This is a genomic window from Maribacter aurantiacus (assembly GCF_005780245.1).
GTDB lineage: Bacteria > Bacteroidota > Bacteroidia > Flavobacteriales > Flavobacteriaceae > Maribacter > Maribacter flavus.
The window spans coordinates 175,817-196,883 of record NZ_VBUK01000005.1 but is presented as its reverse complement, the minus strand read 5'-3'; the positions used below and the strand labels follow the sequence as shown (position 1 = coordinate 196,883).

Sequence of the window (21,067 nt, the reverse complement as noted above, 5' to 3'; positions counted from 1 at the left end):
AATGTAAATCGCTATACATCTCTTAAAGCTAGTTAGGCGTCCTAAAAATTTTTTGCCAAATAACTTCACACATCAATTTGGAGAGAAAATTAGCACCGACTTTTTAGTAGATCGGATCTCCTCCTCATTCATCATCATTTTTCTAAATTCCCCATTGACATACATCTCCGCTTGGTCCTTATAGTGTTCACTAAATGGATTGCCGGACTGACCTGTTGGCAGGATACTGATGCTATTTTCAACATCGGAGAAATCGACGATCCGTCTTGTGGAAGGGCCGGAACTAACTTTGTACAATCCTGTGCTATCATAAGGAAAGGCCAAATTATTGATAACCTCACGTGTTCCTTCAATAGGAAAGGGTCCCACATTGAATAATGACCGTAATGCATCTACCTGACCAATGGGATGGCCATGTTCCAAGGTATGCACCTTGTTCCATGTCCATTGGGCAATATCGGGCCCAAAGTCGGATTCTAAAGAGCCAATGGCCTCCACTAATGATTTTTTGATTATATCACTTCTTTGTTCCAAGATTTCAGGAGTTGAAACATCGTCCCACCAAACGGACGTATCACTCTCGATGATAGGCGCTATGGTTCGCTTTAAAACGTGCGTAGCTAACAATTGTTCAAATTGTTCCGCGCCCAATTCATCCTCAAAAATATTTTCCAGAACCTGATATACCCAACGTGTGTATATCGTTCCGCCTTCGTTGTCCAGGGTGTATATTCCATCCCAGGCTTTTAGCGCATCTAAAACCTTGGTTTCCTTGTCAGATACCTCCTTAATTTTTATGGCACCCATCAGGTCTTGGGCAATTTCCAAATGTACCGGCGAGTTTACATCCAAAATCATACTGGAAACATCGTTCTTGTCCCAATCGCTTTTAGGGTCCAACAATTGAACGATACGCTTGGCCCTATTTTCGGGCAAATAATAGCCGGGATATAACATCCCTGAAATGGAATCTGGCTGGTTGTTTGCAGAGTACACATAGTTCCATGGCGGGTTCACCGCTTGCGGATTTTTTTCAAAATCCAAGAATTCCCTTGTATCGCTAGGTTTATTGCTCGCGTCAAAAACCAGTTTTGTATTTACACTATCCGGAACCTGCCAAAGTTTTGCGGTGGCGAACCAGCCAATATTGCCTTCTGCATCGCCATACATGATATTGAGTCCGGGCGCATGTATTTTTGGCAAGGCCGATGTAAACTCGCCAAGATTCGTGGCATGGCTAATTTCGTAAAACGCATCCACCACGGTATTTTCGTCTTGGGTGTATACCCAATACATGGATATGGGACGTTCGCCTTGGATTTGATCGGCAATCCCGTTTAGGATGGGTCCGTGTACCGATTTCTTAAAAGTGAATTTGATATCCGACGAATCCTTCACCTTAATCGTTTTTGTTACCGATTCATAATCCGCCCAAGTACCGTTTAGGCGATACTGATCGGCATTTTCGGGATTGTTTTCCTCAAAGTAAAAATCCACATCGTCGTTTTCGAACATGGTCATCCCATAGGCGATATCCCGATTGTGCCCCAAGACCGGAAACGGAATGCCCGCAATATGGTAGCCGTATTTTGAATAGGTAGGTGTTTCCACATGGGCTTCGTACCAAACCGATGGTTGTGCAAAGCCAATATGCGGATCATTCGCAAAAATAACCTTCCCGTTTTTGGTCTTTGCAGGCGCCAAGACCCAACTGTTACTGCCCTCGAACAGCGGAAGGTTTACTTTTCCAAGTGCTTCGGTTACTAAAGCTGTTACGGAATTTCCAACGGAATCCACTGGGTTGTTTTTATAGTTCTTGATCCATACTGTGCTGGTATCGGAATGTATTGCCAAATCTTTTAAATATTCGGGGCCTAGTTTGTCCTTTATATTGCTCAGCAGTGGATCGGTTTTATGCCCCATGGCAAAACTGAAGGCCATATACCCCATGATATTGTACACATCGGTAATCGTAAACTCGGTCTTATCGATTCCTGTCAGATAAAATTCTATGGGTGTTGGGCCTTCTTCCACAAACTGATTGAGTCCGTCCAAATAGGCTTGCATTATGGTAGCTGCATCACCGTTCATATCCAATTTGGAAACGGCCTTTTCCGATGCCTCATCGATTCCCAAAGAAAGAAAGAACTTATCCGTACCGATCAAATCCTTGCCAAAAACTTGGGAGAGCCCACCGCTTCCAATCCTGCGAAGCAGCTCCATTTGCCATAGTCGGTCCTGCGCATGCACATAGCCCAAAGCCCTAAAGGCATCTTCTTCGGTCTCCCCATAGATATGCGGCACACCATATTCGTCAAAATAAACCTGTACCTCGTTATGTAGTTTTGGAAGTTTTTTTTCGCCAGAATAATCAGGTTTGTGCAATTGTACGAATACGTAACCTGAAATAACAATCAGGAGGATGAGGGTCAACAACACGTACCCTACTTTTTTGAATATCTTCATGGATGTTCCTAAAATTACACCCGTAATTTAAGGTTAAATTTTTGAAGCCAAAAGACGGTATCCTATTTCTTACGGATTGCTGGAAAATCCCTTTCCTTCATAATTTCGTAGCCCTTCCTGCAACCAGGTTCTGTAGGTATCTGCATCGGTGTTCTGGATGGCCGTGTTCAACACCTCCAAGTCCGGCGAGAGCAGCACATAGAAAGGTTGCGATACCGCATTGAAGTTCACATCCTGAAAAGTACCCCACTTTTGGGCAATGTTACCGATGCGCTTGGTTCGGCCCGAGTCATATTGAAACGTAAACTGCTCGGCCTCTGGAAGTTCCTTTCTATCGTCTACATATAGTGAAATAAGAACGTAATCATTTTTCAAAATCTGATAGACATCCGGTTCGCTCCATACATTTTCTTCCATTTTCCGACAATTGACACAGGCCCATCCGGTAAAATCCAACAAAATAGGTTTTTCCTGTTCCTTGGCGTAGGCCAATCCCGTTTCAAAGTCCTTAAAGCAGTCAATGCCCAGGGGACAATCGGATTCCTTTTCAAAAACACTGTAAAATTCCGGTGGTGGGAAACCGCTTAACAATTTCAGATTTGAAATCCCCGTCAATCCTAAAATCAAGTACAAACTAAATGCCGCACTCACCACGCCAACGGCCTTTCTGCCTATGGAAAGTTTTCCTTTGGGACTGTCATGCGGGAATTTAAAAACACCAAAGAGGTATAATGTTATCAATATTCCTATGAGAATCCAAATTCCAATAAAAACCTCTCTTTTTAGGATTCCCCAATGACCTACCAAATCGGCATTGGAAAGGAATTTCAAGGCCAAGGCAATCTCCAAAAATCCCAATACCACTTTTACCGTGGTCATCCATCCGCCAGATTTTGGCAAGGAGTTCAGCCAGGCCGGGAATAACGCAAAGAGTGCAAACGGAAAGGCCAACGCCACGCCAAATCCGGTCATCCCAGCAGATAGATTAGTAGCCACATCGCCTTCGGCCAAGGTCGTACCTCCCAATAGTCCGCCCAAAATGGGTCCCGTACAGGAAAACGAAACAATGGCCAAGGTCACGGCCATAAAAAAGATGCCCAAAGCCCCTCCAATCTTTGAGGATGCCGCATCCATTTTATTCGCCCAGGAACTGGGTAGGGTCAATTCGTAATAGCCGAAAAAAGAAAAGGCAAAGAAGATGAAAATGGCGAAAAACGCCAAGTTCAGCCAAACGTTGGTGGCTATGGTATTCAGTATTTGAGAATCGACCGAATCAAATAAATGAAACGGAAGACTCAACAGGAAATAGATCAATACGATGAAAAAGCCATAGAGCAAGGCATTCGCTATCCCCTTTGATTTTTTCTCCGAATGTTTGGTGAAAAAGGAAACCGTTAAGGGAATCATGGGAAATACGCACGGGGTCAAAAGGGCGATAAGCCCTCCCAAAAATCCGAGGGCAAAAATCACCCACAGATTGGAACCTGAACCAATATTCTCCTGACCCTGACTCAACAAGGCCTTGTTCTTTAAATCCAATTTTAGGTTCGCCGTCAACATCTTGCTTTTTTCATCCAGTGCAAGGGTTTCCGTCACGGCCTTGGAACCGTCCAAGGAAAACACAAAATCAATATCGGCAGGGATACAGACTTCCTTACAGACCTGATAAAATAGGTTGACCTTTACTTGTTTGATCTCCGGATTCAACAGTTTTATCCGCTGGGTAAAGATGGCCTCTTCCTTAAAAAAGGTTTCCTCTACCTCAAAAATATCACTGAATTCCTTCACGGTGGCACTCTCCTTTGTATCGCCCACCAAAGCGTAGTCCTTATCTACTTCAAAGAATTTGAATTCACTGGGCAAGGCACCTCCTTCGTCCGTGAACTGGGAATACACATGCCATCCCTCGTGAATGTCGCCTTTGATAATCAGCTCAAATTCCGTATCCGAAATCTTATTGACCTCATGGCTCCAAATGACCGGATTTTCATCGCTCTGGGAACGGCCCACAAATGATAATAATAGAATGAAAATTCCGAAAATTAGTTGCTTCATAATAATGCTACGCTTAGTATCTCTTTTGTTGATTCCGTTACTTTAAATCGGTCATCCGCCCGCCTACCTATTACCCAAACGATTGCATCGCCAGAGCAAAGCAACCATTGTTCCTGTTTGGAAAAAAGATCCAATTTTTCATCCTTAAAGTACTTGGACAATTTCTTTTTGCCCTTCATCCCCAAGGGATAAAAATAGTCGCCTTTCTCCCATTTCCTTACGGTTAACGGATATTTTAACGTGTTTTTATCCAAATAAATTATACGGGCAGTAGTATCCTTTTTTTCCAATACCTCTTTACCTTCCAAGCCAATGGGGTAATCGATTTTAAAGTCGCCCTCTTCAATTTCAAAAACTCCCTTTTCCTGTGCCGTTTTTTTGGCCAAAATCAAGTAATCCCGATTCTTCAGCAATACATATTCAGCAGAATAGACAGATTTACCGCTCATGGCGTCCAATAGTTCCGCTACGTTCTGCCATTCCGTAAAACCAAATTCCTTGAACAGTCCGTATAGGTAGCCATGGAGAGGCCGGAGTTTTTTTAATTCCGATACGGAAATCTTCAAATACTGGTTTTCCCTTTGGAAAAGCCGTTCCCTAACCCTCTCCAGTTCATTTTCCGAAATTTCCTGGGTTTCCTTGAGAAAGCCCAAGGTGCGTTCAAAATTTTCCATAAAGGCAGGATGCAGTTCCTTTAATTTCGGGACAATTTCCTGTCGGATTTTATTGCGCAAATACTTGGTATCGGCATTGCTTTCGTCCTCCCGCCATTGTAGATCCATTTCTTTGGCATGGGCCAAAATCGTATCCCGGGTATATTTCAAAAGCGGTCGCCTAATTTGGCCAGTTGCTTCGGGAATGCCGGTCAAACCATCGATTCCGGTTCCGCGGGACAAATTTATGAGAAAGGTTTCCAGATTGTCATCGGCATGATGCGCCATAACCAAATAGGCTATTCCATGTTCTTCCATCAATCCCTTGAACCATTGGTATCGCAGCTCCCTGGCCGCCATTTGCACCGACACCCTATGACTATGTACATAACCCATCGTATCAAAATGGGTCACAAGTACCGGTCTTCCCAATCGATTGCCCAATTCCTTTACAAATTTCTCGTCGCCATCGCTAGCCGCTCCGCGCAACCTAAAATTACAATGTGCCAAAATGAAATCCATCTCGCTTTCCTTACAGAGGTAAGACAGCAAAACACTATCCAACCCCCCACTGCACGCCAATAAAAATTTATTTTTTGTCAGTTCCGGGAAGTTATCCAAGATGTGCGATTGAAAATCCTTGAGCATGGCACAAAGTTAACCAATTAAGAAATTCACATAATCTTAAACCTCTTCCAAAACCTGTCGCATCGCCTTGGCCTTTAACAGACATTCCAAATACTCCTTTTCCGGGTTGGACATTGCCGTAATGGCGCTACCAACGGCATAGGAAAGATACTTTTTGGAACTGTTGTATAGGATGCTGCGTATGACCACGTTGAAGTCAAAATCGCCCTTTGGCGTAAAATATCCTACCGCCCCACTGTATACGCCCCTTTTGAACGATTCCAAGTCCTCTATAATCTGCATGGCAGACACTTTGGGGGCCCCGGTCATACTGCCCATAGGGAAACAGTTTTTTATAATATCCACAGGGTTTTCATCTTTTTTCACCTCACAGCATACCGTTGAAATCATTTGATGTACCTGGGCAAAGGAATACACTTTGCAGAGTTCCTCCACCTGTACGCTTCCCTTTAGGGCAGTTTTGGACAAGTCGTTACGCACCAAATCCACGATCATCACATTCTCTGAACGCTCCTTTTGGTCCTTTTCCAAATGTCGTTTCAGTTCTGCATCCTTTTTTGGGTCTAGTGAACGGGCCGCCGTTCCTTTTATGGGCTGTGAAACTATTTTTGTACCGACTTTCCTTAAAAATCGTTCCGGACTGGCACATAGCACATAGTTGCCGAAGAGCTTCATGAAGGTCGCGAAGGGCGGTCTTGAAATGGCGTTCAAGCGTTCATAGACGGGCAAAGGATTCATATCAAAGCCTTCACAATAAAATTCCTGACAAAAATTTACCTCATATATATCGCCTTGATGGATGTGGTCCAATATTAGGGAAACCTTGTTGAAATATTCATCCTTGAAAATCCGCATTTTTATGGACGGCTGCTCATGTTGAAAGCCGATGTCTTCCTCGAAATCATTTTGGGAAATCGACTCAAAGTCGGACTGCATCTCATCGGCGACCATATCCAAGTACAGAAATTCAACCTGGGAACCCTGGATTTGAATAATTTTCTTTGGCTGAAAGAAATAGAGCTCCGGAAATTCCAGTCCGTCAAAATTTTGGGATTCAAGGGCTTCCACATCGTTCTTTAAATCGTAGGAGAGATAGCCAAAAATCCAGTCGTTCACTTGCGACTGATAGGCCTTTAAATCCTCAAAGGCGTTGTGGTGATCCGTAGAAATTGCCGTGAGGCCATCCACGGCAAGCAGTGCTTCAAAGGAGGTATAAGAGTTTTGATGACTGTTGGAGTCCAACCATACAATTTCATCGAAACGCTGCGCCCAACGAAGCACCGAGCGTTTGAAAGCACCGATGTCATCAACGGTATGCAGGAGTCGTTGCCGCAACAGCCTAGTCTATTACCTTTAGAAAATCCTTCAACAAATTTTGGTGCGCCTGGGCCAAGTCGGCATCCACGATACCCTTATAGGCATCAAAATTCTCCTTGAACTGGGGCAGGGAAAAGGTGCCCACAATATGGGCCCCAAACCTTTTTAAGAGGGCGGAACTTACTTCCAAAGCTCCGATACCTCCACGCTTTCCGGGCGAGGTAGCCATTAGAAGCACCTTCTTATCCCAAATAAAATCGCGATCCAACCGGGATAACCAATCCAACAAATTTTTGAAATAAGCAGAAGGATAGCTATTATGTTCATTTACCGAAATAATCACACCCTTGGAAAACTGGATATCCCGCTTGAATTCATTGAGGGCATTTGAATATCCGTGTTCCTTCTCATAGTCCATACTATACATGGGAAACGGACAATTGCTCATGTTCATGAGTCGGACTTCCTCAGTTCCTATCAAGGAGCACGTATATTTTACGAGTTCAAAATTTATGGAAGCCGAAGAATTACTTCCGGCAAAGGCGAGGATAAAGGACATAAGCGGTCAATTTTTAAAAGGACTAAATTAGCCAAAAGCCACTTAGTTAACAGTATTTTATCTAATTTCGCGCTAGAAAACATCCAACCACCCTGTAAATTAAGTATATAGGGTAGTTAAAATTTGGAATGGACAAACGTACCACAAGACTATTCTTTATCGATGCCATACGGGCATGGGCCATCCTAATGATGCTACAAGGGCATTTTATTGATGGACTCCTCGACCCGCTTTATAGGGATTCCTCAAATACCGTTTTCAACGTTTGGAAATATTTTAGAGGGATTACGGCGCCTGTTTTCTTTACCGTATCCGGTTTTATATTTACCTATCTATTGATCAGGGTTCCGGAACGTGGTTGGCAGAACCCCAGGGTAAAAAAAGGTATCAAGAGAGGCTTACAGTTACTATTTATTGGTTATCTCTTACGCCTAAATCTTTGGGGACTCTTTAAAGGGGAAATTTACAGCTCCTTCTATCTGGTGGATGTATTGCACTGCATCGGGTTTTCAATCTTAGGAATCATTACGTATTACGTGTTGACAGCCAAATCCAAATATTGGCTGTTTTCCTTCCTTCTTTTGTCCACTACACTGCTGTTGTTCATTTTTGAACCGAAATACAAAACACTGGAATATAATGGTTTACCCACTTGGATAGCGAACTACCTGACCAAAACCAACGGTTCCGTTTTTACCATAATACCTTGGTTTGGCTACACTACCATGGGTGCGTTCCTTTCGCTTGTCTTTACAAGATTTAAGGAACACCAAAATTTATATACGGTTGCCATACCAACATTTGCACTGATAGGGTTTACACTGATGTGGTATTCTTCGGACTTCTTTGCACTATTAAATGAAATTACCGGATTACAAATTTTTGCCGATGTCGTATCCAATAACTATCTGTTCATTAGGCTGGGAGACGTATTCGTTGTATTCTCCATTTTTATGCTGTTTAGAAAGTTCCTGACCAACAAAACCGGACTGCGGTTGGGTCAGAGTACCCTTTCCATTTATATAATCCACTTCATTATCCTTTACGGAAGTTTTACGGGACTTGGTCTCTACCGATTTTTCCATCATTCTTTGAATCCTTGGATGGCCATCATTGGTGCCATCACCTTTATGGTCGTCTGTTCGTATCTGGCACTTGGCTATGAGAATAAAAAGGTCTGGATCAAGGAGCAGTTACATCAGATTGTCCTACTTATTAAAGTGCAGGCGGAGCGATTACTAATTATAGGGTTTAACCTACTTAGAACCCTGCTGTTTAGATTGGTTCAGTTTTTAGGGCTACAGAGGAGTTAGGAGTTAGGAGTTAGGAGTTAGGAGCTAGGAGTTAGGAGTTAGGAGTTAGGAGTTAGGAGTTAGGAGTTAGGAGTTAGGAAAAATAAACATCCTATTGAAAAGTACATAAGGTTTTTTTGGTTACAATTAATTAATTTTTGGCGAATCCATTTGAAACCAAACCTTTTGTCGGTATCAATGAAAAATGCCGTTTCAAGTATTTTGAAACGGCATTTTTTTAAACCATACTTCGGATTAAATATGCAACGCACGGTCCTCCGTGGCGGCAAGCGCGGCCTCTTTTACCGCTTCCGCATAGGTTGGGTGTGCATGGCTCATTCTGGAAATGTCCTCGGCGGATGCCCTAAATTCCATGGCGGTAACGGCCTCCGTAATCAAATCGGCACAACGGGCCCCAATCATGTGGACACCCAACACTTCATCGGTTTTCTTATCGGCCAATATCTTTACGAATCCGTCAATGTCCATACTTGCTCGCGCACGGCCTAAAGCCCTCATAGGAAATTGACCCACTTTATAGTCCACTCCAGCCTCCTTTAGTTCCTCTTCCGTTTTACCAACGGCGGCGACTTCTGGCCAAGTGTACACTACGCCCGGAATCAGGTTATAATCGATATGCGGCTTCTGACCTGCCAATTGTTCGGCTACCAAAGTACCTTCTTCTTCTGCTTTATGCGCAAGCATCGCTCCTTTGACTACGTCACCAATGGCATATATATTGTCTACGTTGGTTTTAAGATGTCCATCGACCTCTACTCGGCCCCTGTCATCCATTTTCACACCGGCCGCTTCAAGATTGAGTCCTTCAGTGTAAGGTTTCCTTCCTACGGATACCAAACAATAGTCGCCTTCAAAAACGACTTCGGTGCCTTTTTTGTCATCGGCTTTTACCGTTATCTTTTTACCTTTACGTTCGACCGATTTTACCTTGTGCGAAAGGGCAAACTTAATTTTCTGTTTTTTAAGGACCTTCATGAGCTCCTTGGAAAGCGCCCCATCCATGCCGGGTATGATTCGGTCCATATATTCCACCACGGTAACCTCGGCACCCAAACGGCTATACACCTGGCCCAATTCCAGACCTATCACCCCGCCTCCAATAACGATCATATGTTTTGGAATTTCGGTAAGTTTTAAGGCTTCGGTAGAGGTAATGATGCGTTCCTTATCGATGTTTATGAATGGTAACGAAGCAGGTTTGGAACCTGTGGCGATGATGATGTTCTTGGCCTCGATGGTCTCCGTTTTTCCATCATTCTTCTTGATATTGACATGGGTAGCATCCTTGAAACTTCCCACCCCCTCGTAGACATCGATTTTATTTTTGTCCATCAAAAACTGGATGCCTTTAGTGGTTTGATCTACGACCCCTTGCTTTCTGGCGATCATCTGCTTCAGGTTTACCTTTACCTCCCCGGGAATCTCGATACCATGCTCCTCAAAATGGTTGATGGCATCCGCATAATGGTGCGATGAATCCAAAAGGGCTTTGGATGGAATGCATCCCACATTCAAGCAGGTTCCCCCCAAAGTGGGATATTTTTCAATAATTGCGGTTTTCATTCCTAATTGGGCACATCTAATGGCACTCACATATCCTCCAGGACCCGAGCCGATAATGGCTACATCGTATTGATTCATAAATTTTAATTTTTACGCGCTATTCGAGATTTAGTGCATTCCGACACTAATTTCGATATTCAGTTAAAGTTCAAAAAACCCATAGTATTCGACTATGCATTTAGTGTGGTAAAATTACTGCTTTTTTGAATTTTACAGCGGTATAACGGTAGAATGCTTCACTTCTTTTATGGTAAAGGAACTTTGGGTGCTGCCAATATGCGGTATGGCCGTTAACTTGGAAACCATAAAATTCCTATAATCCTCCATGTCCCTTACATGGATTTTAAGGATATAATCAAAATCCCCGCTTAGGTGATGACATTCCACTACTTCATGGAGCTTGCCTATTTCACGTTCAAAATGACGGATATTGTCCCGTGTATGCTGTACCAACTTCACATGGCAAAAGGCCGTAAAACCTTTATCCACGGTAAACCTATCGATCAGCGCCACATAGGATGTAATGACCTTGGCGCGTTCTAACCTCTTGATTCTTTCGTACACCGCAGTGGTAGAAAGCCCAAGGGTATCCGCATACTCCTTTGTCGTCTTTTTACAATCGGTCTGCAATAGGCCCAATAATTTTTCATCGATTTCATCAAACTTCATAACCGAATTTTATTCTAAAAATTAACATTCCAAAGCTTCCTCTTAAACTAATTTTCCAAGAATCGGAATATTATAGATTATTTTTCTACAAAAATACATTTTGATTGACAATTCATCTAAATAAATATATTTTTGATGACAAATGTTACAATTATGGGCCATAAAGAAGCAAACGATTTACAGGATCTACAGTATTTTGGTGAGTTTGGTGGGGTGAATCCTTCCATTTCAGATTCATCGACCTACACGTTTCTATCCGCCAAAACAATGTTCGATACCTTTGAAGGGAACACGGAAGGATGTTATCTCTACAGTAGGCACTCCTCCCCTTCCAACCTCTATTTAGGGGAAGCCTTGGCGGCTTTGGAGGGAACGGAAACGGCCAACGTTACCGCGAGCGGAATGGGCGCGATTACCGCCGTCATCCTGCAATTATGCGATGCCGGAGACCATATCATTAGCAGCAGAACTATTTATGGAGGTACATATGCCTTTATGAAGAACTTCTTAAAAAAGTTCAATATTGAAATAACATTCTTGGATATTACCAATTTGGATGCGGTTTCGAGCTCCATAAAGCCGAGGACCAAAATAATTTATTGCGAGAGTGTGAGCAACCCCTTGTTGGAGGTCGCGGATATTTCCGCATTGGCAAAAATTGCGAAGGAAAACGGAATTCCGTTGGTAGTGGACAATACGTTCTCCCCCCTATCCATCACTCCGGCCAAATTGGGTGCCGACATCGTAATCCATAGCCTTACCAAGTTCATCAATGGCACCAGCGATTGTGTGGCTGGAGCGGTCTGCGGCACGAAGGAATTTTGTTTAAGCCTCAAGGACGTAAACAATGGTGCGGGAATGCTTTTGGGAAGTACGTTGGATAGCCTACGGGGCGCTTCCATACTAAAAAACATGCGAACCTTGCATATCAGAATAAAAAAGCACAGCGAAAATGCGCAGTTCTTGGCCGAAAAATTTGAACGAGATGGTCTACGGGTCGTCTATCCCGGACTGTCCTCACACCCCGGCCATTTGATCATGGAAGATCAAATGAATCCACAGTATGGATATGGCGGACTCCTAACGATTGACGTCGGTTCCCTGGAAAATGCAAATTCCCTGATGGAGATGATGCAAGAACGGAAATTAGGCTACTTGGCGGTCAGCCTGGGCTTTTACAAAACGCTTTTTAGTGCCCCAGGCACTTCCACTTCCTCCGAAATTCCCTTGGATGAACAAAAAGCCATGGGCTTGGGTGATGGACTTATCCGCTTTTCCATTGGTTTGGACAGTGATATCCACCGAACCTACGATTTGATGAAGCAATGCATGGTTGACCTAAACATACTTGAAGCCGATACGATGAAACTAGGGTAAAAAAATATCGGGTTGCACATCTTTCCTTTAAATCGTAATATTACGGGATAACCAAACGGAAAATTGTTGATGGCGGATCAGAAAACCAACAAACATAGAGAGAACGAGCATATTGTTGATAATAAGGAACTGAGCATTTTAGAAGCAACAATACCCGTAGTTGCGCTGGTTATTATGCTGGCATACAATGTATATGTGTTTGGGGATGACGCGTTAAGTGGTTCAAATCAATTTATCCTTCTCTTAGGCGGGGCTGTAGCAGCTATCGTAGGTATCTATAAGAAAGTTCCCTACAAACAGATGTTGGCCGAGGTCGCCGAAAACATCAAATCCACTTCCGGTGCCTTGCTAATATTATTGATGGTGGGAGCATTGGCCGGAACATGGCTCGTTAGCGGTATTATTCCGGCCATGATTTATTACGGACTCCAAATTTTAAATCCCACTATTTTTTTAGCAGCCTGTGTCATCATTTGTGCCGTTATTTCGATAGCTACGGGTAGTAGTTGGACCACGGCCGCGACTGTGGGCATCGCATTGATTGGAATTGGCGAGACCCTGGGAATTTCATTGGGTATGACGGCAGGAGCTATCCTTTCAGGTGCTTATTTTGGCGATAAGTTGTCCCCACTAAGTGACACTACGAATCTTGCGCCAGCTATGGCCGGTGGTGAGTTGTTCACCCACATAAAGTATATGTTATGGACCACCGTGCCTACCATAACAGTTACGCTTATCGTGTTCATAATTATTGGTTTCAACCTTGAAACCAGTGGTGAGGCGGATGTTGATGCCATTCTTTCTTCCATAGATGCTTCATTCAATATAAACGGATGGCTTTTTATAGTACCGATAGTCGTTGTGGCATTGATCGTGAAGAAAACCCCGCCTTTGGCCGCTCTCCTCATAGGAACTTTATTAGGGGCGCTTTTCGCCCTTATATTTCAGCCCGAAGTTGTGGCAGGTATTACAGGTGCCAAGGAATTGAATTTTCAATCTGGATACGAGGGTATTTTAAAAGCAATTACGGTAAGTACCGATGTTCCAACGGACAATGCGTCTTTGAGTGACCTATTCTCTGCCAAGGGAATGGCAGGCATGTTGGGAACCATTTGGCTTATTGTTTGTGCCATGGTTTTTGGGGGAATTATGGATGGAATTGGGGCACTCTCAAGAATTACAAAAGCTTTGTTAGGTTTGGCCAAGTCAACCTTTGGGCTGTTTTTTAGCACAGGAATCAGCTGTATCGTTTTAAATGGTACGGCCTCCGATCAATATCTGGCCATAGTTGTTCCGGGCAAAATGTTCTCCCAAGCTTTCAAGGATAGAGGTTTGGCCCCCGAAAACCTAAGTAGAACCTTAGAGGATACTGGTACGGTAACTTCCGTGTTAATTCCGTACAATACATGTGGAGCGTACCATAGCGGCGTCTTGGGCGTAGGCGTGGCCGAGTATTTTGTATATGCCATTTTTAATTGGCTCAGCCCTATTATGACCTTCATCTTTGCGGCCTTTAATATTAAAATCAAAAAGTTGGTCCAAACAGTAAGCAACACCTAAAATTTAAAAGTGAAAATTTATCCTTTTTTTAAAGGATTTGGCTTTTAGGTATGGGCTTATATTTTTAATTTCACGTTCCAAATAAAATGAAACACTATGGCAACCGTAACACTCAAAGGAGGTGAAATCCATACCTTGGGAACCCTTCCTTCAACTGGCAGCAAAGCCCCTGATTTTCAACTCACAAAGAACGACCTTTCTTCCGTTAAGCTTTCGGATTACCAAGGTTCCAAATTGGTTCTGAACATTTTTCCAAGTGTGGATACGGGAACTTGTGCCCAGTCCGTCAGACAGTTCAACGAGGAGGCTGCGGAACTTGATAACACCATAGTTTTATGCATTTCCAAAGATTTACCATTTGCTCAGGCACGTTTTTGCGGAGCGGAAGGTATTGAGAACGTTGAAATGCTTTCCGATTTTAGGGACGGTAATTTTGGCAAAGCCTATAATCTGGAATTCACTGACGGTCCCTTGACCTCACTTCATTCCAGGGCAGTGGTCGTATTGGACGAAAATGGAACGGTTTTGTATACGGAGCAAGTTCCGGAAATTGTGGACGAACCCAACTATAAAGCTGCACTTGAAGCTTTGATGGATTCCTAAATACGGCAAAATGCCCAAAGAATCCTTTCTGGTAAATAGAATAAAAAGCGTTGGCTTCGCCCTTCGCGGTGCCCTTTTGTTGATACGAACGGAGGCCAGTATAAAGATTCAGATTTTTATAACGCTGGTTATGACCGCGGCCGGATTCTATTTTGAAATATCCAATACGGAATGGATTTTGCAAATTTTTGCCATCGCCTTGGTCCTGGGAATTGAGGGAATGAACACGGCCGTTGAAAAGATTTCGGATTACGTACAACCGGAGTTCGATACCAAAATAGGTCTTATTAAGGATATATCAGCAGGAGCGGTCATGTTGGTGTCCATAGCTGCAAGCATTGTTGGCTGCATCATTTATTTTCCCAAAATTTTTTAAAAATAATAGCTAAAAGGCTTCGGGGGTAAATTTGTACTTTTGCCCCCAGAATACGTTTTACATGGCAAAAAAGGCATCCAAATCCAAGCCAAAGGCAACAGCTACCAAAAAGAGGAATCCTTTTAAGATATCCAAACAGAACAAGATTATTTTGGGTAGCCTTCTGATTCTTTTTAGTATAGCGCTTTTCTTTTCATTTGTATCGTTCTACTTTTCTTGGGAGCATGACCAAAGTTTATTGTCGGAATTCAAGAACAGAAACGAGGAAGCCAAGAACCTGCTCAACAAATTTGGGGCAAGCATCAGTCATTTCTTTGTCTACAAGGGTTTTGGCATAGCCTCTTTGATACTCCCGGTCCTTTTATGCCTAACCGGGATTTATATGTTCCTGGGACTGGATAAAAAAGGTTTGGCAAAAAAGTGGATTTGGGGACTTTTGTTTCTCATTTGGTTTTCCATAGCATTCGGTTTCTTTGCCGTTGAAAGTCCGTTGTTGGGAGGTCTCGTAGGATATGAAATGAACGACTTCCTTCAGGATTACACGGGCAAAATTGGCGTATTGCTATTGCTGATATTTGGTCTGATATTCATTTTGGTCCGACTTTTCAACGTTACACCGGAAGGTGTTGCGGAGTATTTTAAGTCAAAAAGAAAGGAGCTCTCTGCCGACTTTAGGTCTGCCAGACCTGCCGAGGATAATGATATTGAGGATGATATACCTCTAGGCATTGATGACGAGGAGCAAGTTTTGGTAGACACCTATACCCATAAGGAAGAAATACCGCACCTGAACAAGGAAGAAGACGACTTTAAGGTTACAGTTCCCAAAGAGGATGAGGAAGAACTGGCCATGGAAGTGGAGCAAATTGTGGAAGAACCGGAGGAGATTGACGTACTGGCCAGTAAATTGGTGGATGATTTTGGTGAGTTCGACCCCACCTTGGAACTGGGCAATTACAAATTCCCTACCATCGATTTATTGGATGCCCATGGGGTTTCCGGCGGAATTACCATCAATCAGGAAGAGCTCGAGGAAAACAAGGACAAAATTGTTGAAACCCTCAAAAATTATAAAATCGGTATCGCGCAAATCAAGGCGACCATTGGACCTACGGTAACCCTTTATGAAATTGTTCCGGACGCCGGTATCCGTATTTCAAAGATCAAAAACCTGGAGGACGATATTGCCTTGTCCTTGGCCGCATTGGGCATTAGGATCATCGCGCCAATTCCAGGCAAGGGAACCATCGGGATAGAAGTACCCAATAAAAACGCGACGGTCGTTTCCATGCGCTCCGTAATTGCTTCGAGCAAATTCCAAAAAGCGGAAATGGAACTTCCGATCGCCTTCGGAAAAACCATCAGCAACGAAACTTTTGTGGTGGACCTGGCAAAAATGCCCCACTTGTTGATGGCAGGTGCCACGGGGCAAGGTAAATCCGTTGGACTCAACGCCGTTTTGACTTCGCTTTTGTACAAAAAACATCCGGCCGAAGTCAAGTTCATTTTGGTAGACCCCAAGAAAGTGGAGCTTACCTTATACAATAAAATCGAACGGCACTTCTTGGCGAAACTGCCGGACTCCGAAGAAGCCATCATCACGGACAATACCAAAGTTATCAACACCTTGAACTCCCTGTGTATTGAAATGGACAACCGTTACGAACTGTTGAAATTGGCCATGGTACGGAACCTTAAGGAATACAATACCAAGTTCAAGGCACGAAAGTTGAACCCGAACGACGGTCATAAATATTTGCCCTACATCGTTTTGGTCATCGATGAGTTTGCGGACCTGATCATGACGGCCGGTAAGGAGGTGGAAACGCCCATAGCAAGGTTGGCGCAATTGGCCAGGGCAATAGGCATCCATCTTATCGTTGCTACGCAAAGACCGTCGGTGAACGTAATAACAGGTATCATCAAAGCGAACTTCCCCGCCAGAATCGCTTTTAGGGTTACTTCCAAAATAGATTCAAGAACGATTTTGGACGCCCAGGGCGCGGACCAATTGATCGGCCGTGGTGACATGCTGTATACACAAGGTAACGATGTTACCCGTATTCAGTGTGCCTTTGTGGACACCCCCGAAGTGGCCAAAATCACGGAATATATCGGTTCACAACGTGCCTACCCAGAGGCCCATGAACTCCCTGAGTACATCGGCGAAGATTCTGGCACGAGTGTTGATTATGATATTGAGGACAGGGATAAGATGTTCCGGGAAGCGGCAGAGGTTATCGTTATTGCCCAGCAAGGTTCCGCCTCGCTCATACAACGAAAGTTGAAGCTTGGCTATAACCGTGCGGGACGAATCATCGATCAGCTGGAAGCAGCCGGAATTGTCGGGCCTTTCGAAGGGAGCAAGGCAAGGCAAGTACTCATTCCCGATATGGCATCCCTACAACAATTATTGGATAACGAAGGCCTATAAATGGCTCAAAAATTAAAACTACATAACATGCAAAAAATAGTATTGGTATTCGCGTTTGTTCTTTCCGCTTCTATGTTGAGCGCACAAACCCCTGAAAAGGCCAAGGCACTGCTGGACGAAGTCTACAACAAGGTAAAAAGCTACAATAATATTTTTGTGGACTTTAAGTTCGACTTAAAAAATGCCGAGGCAGGTATAAACCAGGAAACACGGGGCGATGTCACCTTGGCAGGCGACAAATATGTATTCAACTATCTGGGCTCAAAACAGCTCTACGATGGAAAAAAGGTCTATACCATTGTTCCCGAAAACGAGGAGGTGACCATTGAAGACCAATCCAATGAAGAGGATGCCATGACACCATCAAAAATGTTGACTTTCTATAAGCAAGGCCATAACTATGAGTGGGACATCCTGCAAAATGTTCAGGGAAGAAAGATACAGTACGTAAAATTGACCCCCATAGACTCCAACACGGAAATAAAATCCCGCTTGTTGGGAATCGATATGGGCACAAAACATATCTACAGGCTTATAGAAACTGGAAAGAACGGTACAAAGACCACGATTACTGTTAATTCTTTTAAAACAAATCAGCCATTATCGGCGACCTTGTTTAATTTTGACGAAGCCAAATACAAGGATGAAGGCTATTACATCTTAAGAAATTAACACCATTGAGAATACTAGACCGGTATATATTATCCAGGTTTACCTTTAATTTTGTCAGTTCGTTTGTAATATTGATGTTCATCTTCATATTCCAAACGATTTGGCTTTTTATAGACGATTTGGCCGGTAAGGGTCTGGATATCATCATTATAGGAAAATTTCTTTTTTACCTGATGCCGGACCTCACGGAAAAGGTACTACCGCTCACGGTGTTGCTCTCCTCCATTCTGACCTTTGGTGCCTTTGCAGAGAATTATGAGTTCGCGGCTATGAAAGCATCGGGTATCTCGCTACAAAGGGCCATGTTGAGCTTGATCGTCTTTGTAACCATTCTGGGGGGCGTCACATTCTTTTTCGCCAATTCCGTAATCCCATTATCACAACGCAAAATTTACAATCTTCGTAAGAACATCGCCAAGGTTAAACCGGCAGCTGTGGTGGCGGAAGGTGTTTTTAGTGACTTTGAGGGGATGAACATCAAGGTAGATGAAAAATATGGCGAAAATGACCGATACCTTAGAAACGTCATCATCCATCAAAAAAATGACAGAAGCCAAAACAATGTGGTCATAAAATCCAAACAAGGGGAACTTGTAAGTAGCGAGGATTCTGATATCGTGCAGTTAATACTTACGGACGGACATTATTACGATGATATCGATTCCAAAAAAAATAAGCTGAAATATCCACACGCCAAAGCCGATTTCGACACCTACATCATGAACATTGAAATCCCGGAATTGAACAATGAGGATCTGGAAGAGGAACGTGATATCAGTACGGACAAAATGAAAAATATTTCAAGGTTGCGAAAAGATATTGACTCCTTGAAGGATGATAACTACAGAATAGTTAGGGCATTCTCCAAAAGCATCGGGAACAGGATGGGGATGTTCCAACCCTTGGACCCAAGCGATACGGCAAAAATAAAGTCGACCCTACAAAAAACCCAGGACTCCATTAGGCAGATAAAACTGGAAAAGCTAAAAAACAATCCGGCACGACAGGATTCCATAAAAGAGGACATCTTCCACATTTTTCCATTTTACCTTCAAATGCAGGTAGTGAATTCGGCAAAAAACGCCACCACCAATGTCCTTAATTCTGTCAAAGGAAAAAAGGAGGAAATGCAAAAACGGTATAAAATATACAACATGCATATACTTTCCATGCATAACAAATATGCATTGGCATTCTCTTGTATTATCCTGTTTTTTGTGGGCGCTCCCTTGGGTGCCATCATTCGGAAAGGCGGACTGGGCCTGCCCATGGTAATTGCAATTGTGCTATTTTTGGTCTATTATTTTATTGGTGTGTTTGCAGGTAATTATGCAAAGGAAGGAAACATCCACCCCATGTTGGGCGCCTGGCTTTCCACCCTCATCATGTTGCCATTGAGCATTGTCCTTACCAAAAGGGCCACCGAGGATAAAGGTTTAATGAGCTTTGGTGTAATAACAGATTTTTTCAAGAACCTATTTAAGAAGCAAAAAAATGGAGGTCATGACGTCTAATCTTGCGGATAAAATTCAATTGAATACCATTGAGGAAGCCATAGAGGATATCCGCAATGGCAAGGTAATCATTGTTGTGGACGATGAAAACCGTGAGAACGAAGGAGATTTTCTGGCGGCTGCGGAATTGGCAACCCCAGAAACCATCAATTTTATGGCCACCCATGGAAGAGGACTCATTTGTGCCCCTTTAACCGAAGGAAGATGTGAATATCTGGGCCTGCACCGAATGGTCAACAACAACACTGACCCCTTGGAAACCGCATTTACCGTTTCCATTGACCTACGAGGACAAGGGGTGACCACTGGTATCTCCGCGTCCGACAGGGCCAAGACCGTTTGCGCCCTAACGGATGATACTATTAAGCCGCATGATTTTGCTAGACCCGGACACATTTTCCCCCTAGTGGCAAAAGAAGGCGGCGTACTTAGGAGAACGGGACACACGGAGGCCGCGATAGATTTTGCCCGACTCGCCGGGTTGAAACCCGCCGGGGTCATCGTTGAAATCATGAACGAGGACGGCAGTATGGCCAGACTCCCCCAATTGATAGAAGTGGCCAAAAGGTTCGATTTAAAAATCGTATCCATAGAGGATTTGGTGGCGTACCGAATGGAACACGATAGCCTGATCCACAAAGAACTTGATTTTCCCATTACCACAAGGTTTGGGGAATATCGATTGCGGGCCTACAAACAAACCACCAATAACCACATTCACCTAGCTTTGACCAAAGGCTCCTGGGGCCTCGGGGACAAGGTGCTCACACGTATCAACTCCACGTTGGTGAACAATGACATTTTGGGAACGCTAACCAACAATGCGGATTCCCAATTGGAGAACATGTTCAAGGCCATCAATCAGGAAGGCACGGGAGCTATTGTTTTTATCAATCAAGATTTGGAATCCATAAACCTTCTAGGGAGGCTTTCCGAGTTAAAAGAACTTCAAAAACAAGGGATTCACAAGGCTCCCAAAATAGAAATGGATGCCAAGGATTTTGGCATTGGCGCACAGATTCTGCATGATCTGGACATATCCAAATTGAGATTGCTCACCAACAGCCAACAGACCAAGAGAGTGGGTATTGTGGGCTACGGTCTGGAAATTGTGGAATATGTTTCGTACTGATGTAAACGAGTATTGTCCTGTTAAGAACAAAGACCGCTTCGCTTTTAGACAAAAGAGGTAAGAAGTATTTTCCGATACCATAATAATTTGCGTGTTGTTGTATGAGAAAGGATTAAAAATCATATATCGCTGTTAAAATAGCCAGGAGCATTTTCT

At 43.5% G+C, this 21,067-nt stretch carries 16 protein-coding genes; 9 read left to right on the top strand and 7 right to left on the bottom strand.

The features are described 5' to 3' along the window. Nucleotides 1–72 precede the first annotated feature (72 nt). The 5 genes from FEK29_RS10650 to FEK29_RS10630 form a co-directional block, all read right to left on the bottom strand. Nucleotides 73–2,466 (bottom strand): penicillin acylase family protein, encoded by a 2,394-nt coding sequence (locus FEK29_RS10650; protein ID WP_138258419.1) that lies wholly within the window; start codon nucleotides 2,464–2,466, stop codon nucleotides 73–75. Nucleotides 2,467–2,535: 69 nt separating this feature from the next. Continuing rightward, nucleotides 2,536–4,521, bottom strand: coding sequence for a protein-disulfide reductase DsbD family protein (locus FEK29_RS10645; protein WP_138258418.1), 1,986 nt, complete (start codon nucleotides 4,519–4,521; stop codon nucleotides 2,536–2,538). Beyond that, the gene (gene tilS / locus FEK29_RS10640) at nucleotides 4,518–5,822 is read right to left on the bottom strand and encodes a tRNA lysidine(34) synthetase TilS (protein ID WP_138258417.1); all 1,305 of its coding nucleotides are present in this window, start codon (nucleotides 5,820–5,822) and stop codon (nucleotides 4,518–4,520) included. Before tilS ends, FEK29_RS10645 begins: the two co-directional genes overlap by 4 nt. Before the next feature lie 36 nt (nucleotides 5,823–5,858). Further along, a complete protein-coding gene (locus tag FEK29_RS10635; protein ID WP_138258416.1) occupies nucleotides 5,859–7,157 on the bottom strand; it encodes an anthranilate synthase component I family protein in 1,299 nt (432 codons plus the stop codon). 4 nt (nucleotides 7,158–7,161) lie between these two features. Further along, nucleotides 7,162–7,698, bottom strand: a complete 537-nt coding sequence (locus tag FEK29_RS10630) for an NADPH-dependent FMN reductase (protein ID WP_138258415.1) — start codon at nucleotides 7,696–7,698, stop codon at nucleotides 7,162–7,164. 128 nt (nucleotides 7,699–7,826) lie between these two features. Between FEK29_RS10630 and FEK29_RS10625 the strand changes: the two genes are divergently transcribed. Continuing rightward, on the top strand, nucleotides 7,827–9,011 hold the full coding sequence (locus tag FEK29_RS10625; protein WP_138258414.1) for a heparan-alpha-glucosaminide N-acetyltransferase domain-containing protein: 1,185 nt from the start codon (nucleotides 7,827–7,829) through the stop codon (nucleotides 9,009–9,011). Nucleotides 9,012–9,245: 234 nt separating this feature from the next. Here the strand turns inward: FEK29_RS10625 and lpdA are convergent, their stop codons facing one another. Together lpdA and FEK29_RS10615 are read right to left on the bottom strand one after the other, a co-directional pair. Next, nucleotides 9,246–10,652 carry a dihydrolipoyl dehydrogenase gene (lpdA, locus tag FEK29_RS10620; RefSeq protein ID WP_138258413.1) on the bottom strand — a complete coding sequence of 469 codons (1,407 nt, stop codon included), beginning with the start codon at nucleotides 10,650–10,652 and terminating at the stop codon, nucleotides 9,246–9,248. Between the two features lie 132 nt (nucleotides 10,653–10,784). After that, a complete protein-coding gene (locus FEK29_RS10615) occupies nucleotides 10,785–11,243 on the bottom strand; it encodes an Lrp/AsnC family transcriptional regulator (protein WP_138258412.1) in 459 nt (152 codons plus the stop codon). Nucleotides 11,244–11,396: 153 nt separating this feature from the next. On the opposite strand from FEK29_RS10615, the gene FEK29_RS10610 reads away from it, so the two are divergent. From FEK29_RS10610 to ribB, 8 genes are all read left to right on the top strand, one after another. Then, complete coding sequence (locus FEK29_RS10610; protein WP_138258476.1) at nucleotides 11,397–12,620, top strand: aminotransferase class I/II-fold pyridoxal phosphate-dependent enzyme; 1,224 nt, start codon at nucleotides 11,397–11,399, stop codon at nucleotides 12,618–12,620. Between the two features lie 69 nt (nucleotides 12,621–12,689). Continuing rightward, nucleotides 12,690–14,180: a Na+/H+ antiporter NhaC gene (gene nhaC, locus FEK29_RS10605; RefSeq protein ID WP_138258411.1), complete on the top strand. Its 1,491-nt coding sequence runs from the start codon at nucleotides 12,690–12,692 to the stop codon at nucleotides 14,178–14,180. Between the two features lie 96 nt (nucleotides 14,181–14,276). Beyond that, entirely contained in the window at nucleotides 14,277–14,783 is a 507-nt protein-coding gene (gene tpx, locus FEK29_RS10600) for a thiol peroxidase (RefSeq protein WP_138258410.1), read from the top strand. A gap of 10 nt (nucleotides 14,784–14,793) precedes the next feature. Beyond that, on the top strand, nucleotides 14,794–15,159 hold the full coding sequence (locus tag FEK29_RS10595; protein WP_138258409.1) for a diacylglycerol kinase family protein: 366 nt from the start codon (nucleotides 14,794–14,796) through the stop codon (nucleotides 15,157–15,159). 61 nt (nucleotides 15,160–15,220) lie between these two features. Then, nucleotides 15,221–17,593, top strand: a complete 2,373-nt coding sequence (locus tag FEK29_RS10590) for an FtsK/SpoIIIE family DNA translocase (RefSeq protein WP_138258408.1) — start codon at nucleotides 15,221–15,223, stop codon at nucleotides 17,591–17,593. A 27-nt stretch (nucleotides 17,594–17,620) separates the two neighbouring features. Beyond that, complete coding sequence (locus FEK29_RS10585) at nucleotides 17,621–18,265, top strand: LolA family protein (protein ID WP_138258407.1); 645 nt, start codon at nucleotides 17,621–17,623, stop codon at nucleotides 18,263–18,265. A 74-nt stretch (nucleotides 18,266–18,339) separates the two neighbouring features. Further along, entirely contained in the window at nucleotides 18,340–19,779 is a 1,440-nt protein-coding gene (locus FEK29_RS10580; RefSeq protein WP_240042729.1) for an LptF/LptG family permease, read from the top strand. Next, a complete protein-coding gene (gene ribB / locus FEK29_RS10575) occupies nucleotides 19,769–20,911 on the top strand; it encodes a 3,4-dihydroxy-2-butanone-4-phosphate synthase (RefSeq protein WP_138258405.1) in 1,143 nt (380 codons plus the stop codon). The genes FEK29_RS10580 and ribB overlap by 11 nt, the downstream gene beginning before the upstream one ends. The last annotated feature ends 156 nt before the right edge of the window (nucleotides 20,912–21,067 follow it).

Bases quoted from the DNA above. Each gene is read 5' to 3' on its own strand.
- FEK29_RS10650 (WP_138258419.1), bottom strand. From the start codon at position 2,466: ATGAAGATATTCAAAAAAGTAGGGTACGTGTTGTTGACCCTCATCCTC.
- FEK29_RS10645 (WP_138258418.1), bottom strand. From the start codon at position 4,521: ATGAAGCAACTAATTTTCGGAATTTTCATTCTATTATTATCATTTGTG.
- tilS (WP_138258417.1), bottom strand. From the start codon at position 5,822: ATGCTCAAGGATTTTCAATCGCACATCTTGGATAACTTCCCGGAACTG.
- FEK29_RS10630 (WP_138258415.1), bottom strand. From the start codon at position 7,698: ATGTCCTTTATCCTCGCCTTTGCCGGAAGTAATTCTTCGGCTTCCATA.
- FEK29_RS10625 (WP_138258414.1), top strand. From the start codon at position 7,827: ATGGACAAACGTACCACAAGACTATTCTTTATCGATGCCATACGGGCA.
- lpdA (WP_138258413.1), bottom strand. From the start codon at position 10,652: ATGAATCAATACGATGTAGCCATTATCGGCTCGGGTCCTGGAGGATAT.
- FEK29_RS10615 (WP_138258412.1), bottom strand. From the start codon at position 11,243: ATGAAGTTTGATGAAATCGATGAAAAATTATTGGGCCTATTGCAGACC.
- FEK29_RS10610 (WP_138258476.1), top strand. From the start codon at position 11,397: ATGGGCCATAAAGAAGCAAACGATTTACAGGATCTACAGTATTTTGGT.
- nhaC (WP_138258411.1), top strand. From the start codon at position 12,690: ATGGCGGATCAGAAAACCAACAAACATAGAGAGAACGAGCATATTGTT.
- tpx (WP_138258410.1), top strand. From the start codon at position 14,277: ATGGCAACCGTAACACTCAAAGGAGGTGAAATCCATACCTTGGGAACC.
- FEK29_RS10595 (WP_138258409.1), top strand. From the start codon at position 14,794: ATGCCCAAAGAATCCTTTCTGGTAAATAGAATAAAAAGCGTTGGCTTC.
- FEK29_RS10590 (WP_138258408.1), top strand. From the start codon at position 15,221: ATGGCAAAAAAGGCATCCAAATCCAAGCCAAAGGCAACAGCTACCAAA.
- FEK29_RS10585 (WP_138258407.1), top strand. From the start codon at position 17,621: ATGCAAAAAATAGTATTGGTATTCGCGTTTGTTCTTTCCGCTTCTATG.
- FEK29_RS10580 (WP_240042729.1), top strand. From the start codon at position 18,340: ATGTTCATCTTCATATTCCAAACGATTTGGCTTTTTATAGACGATTTG.
- ribB (WP_138258405.1), top strand. From the start codon at position 19,769: ATGACGTCTAATCTTGCGGATAAAATTCAATTGAATACCATTGAGGAA.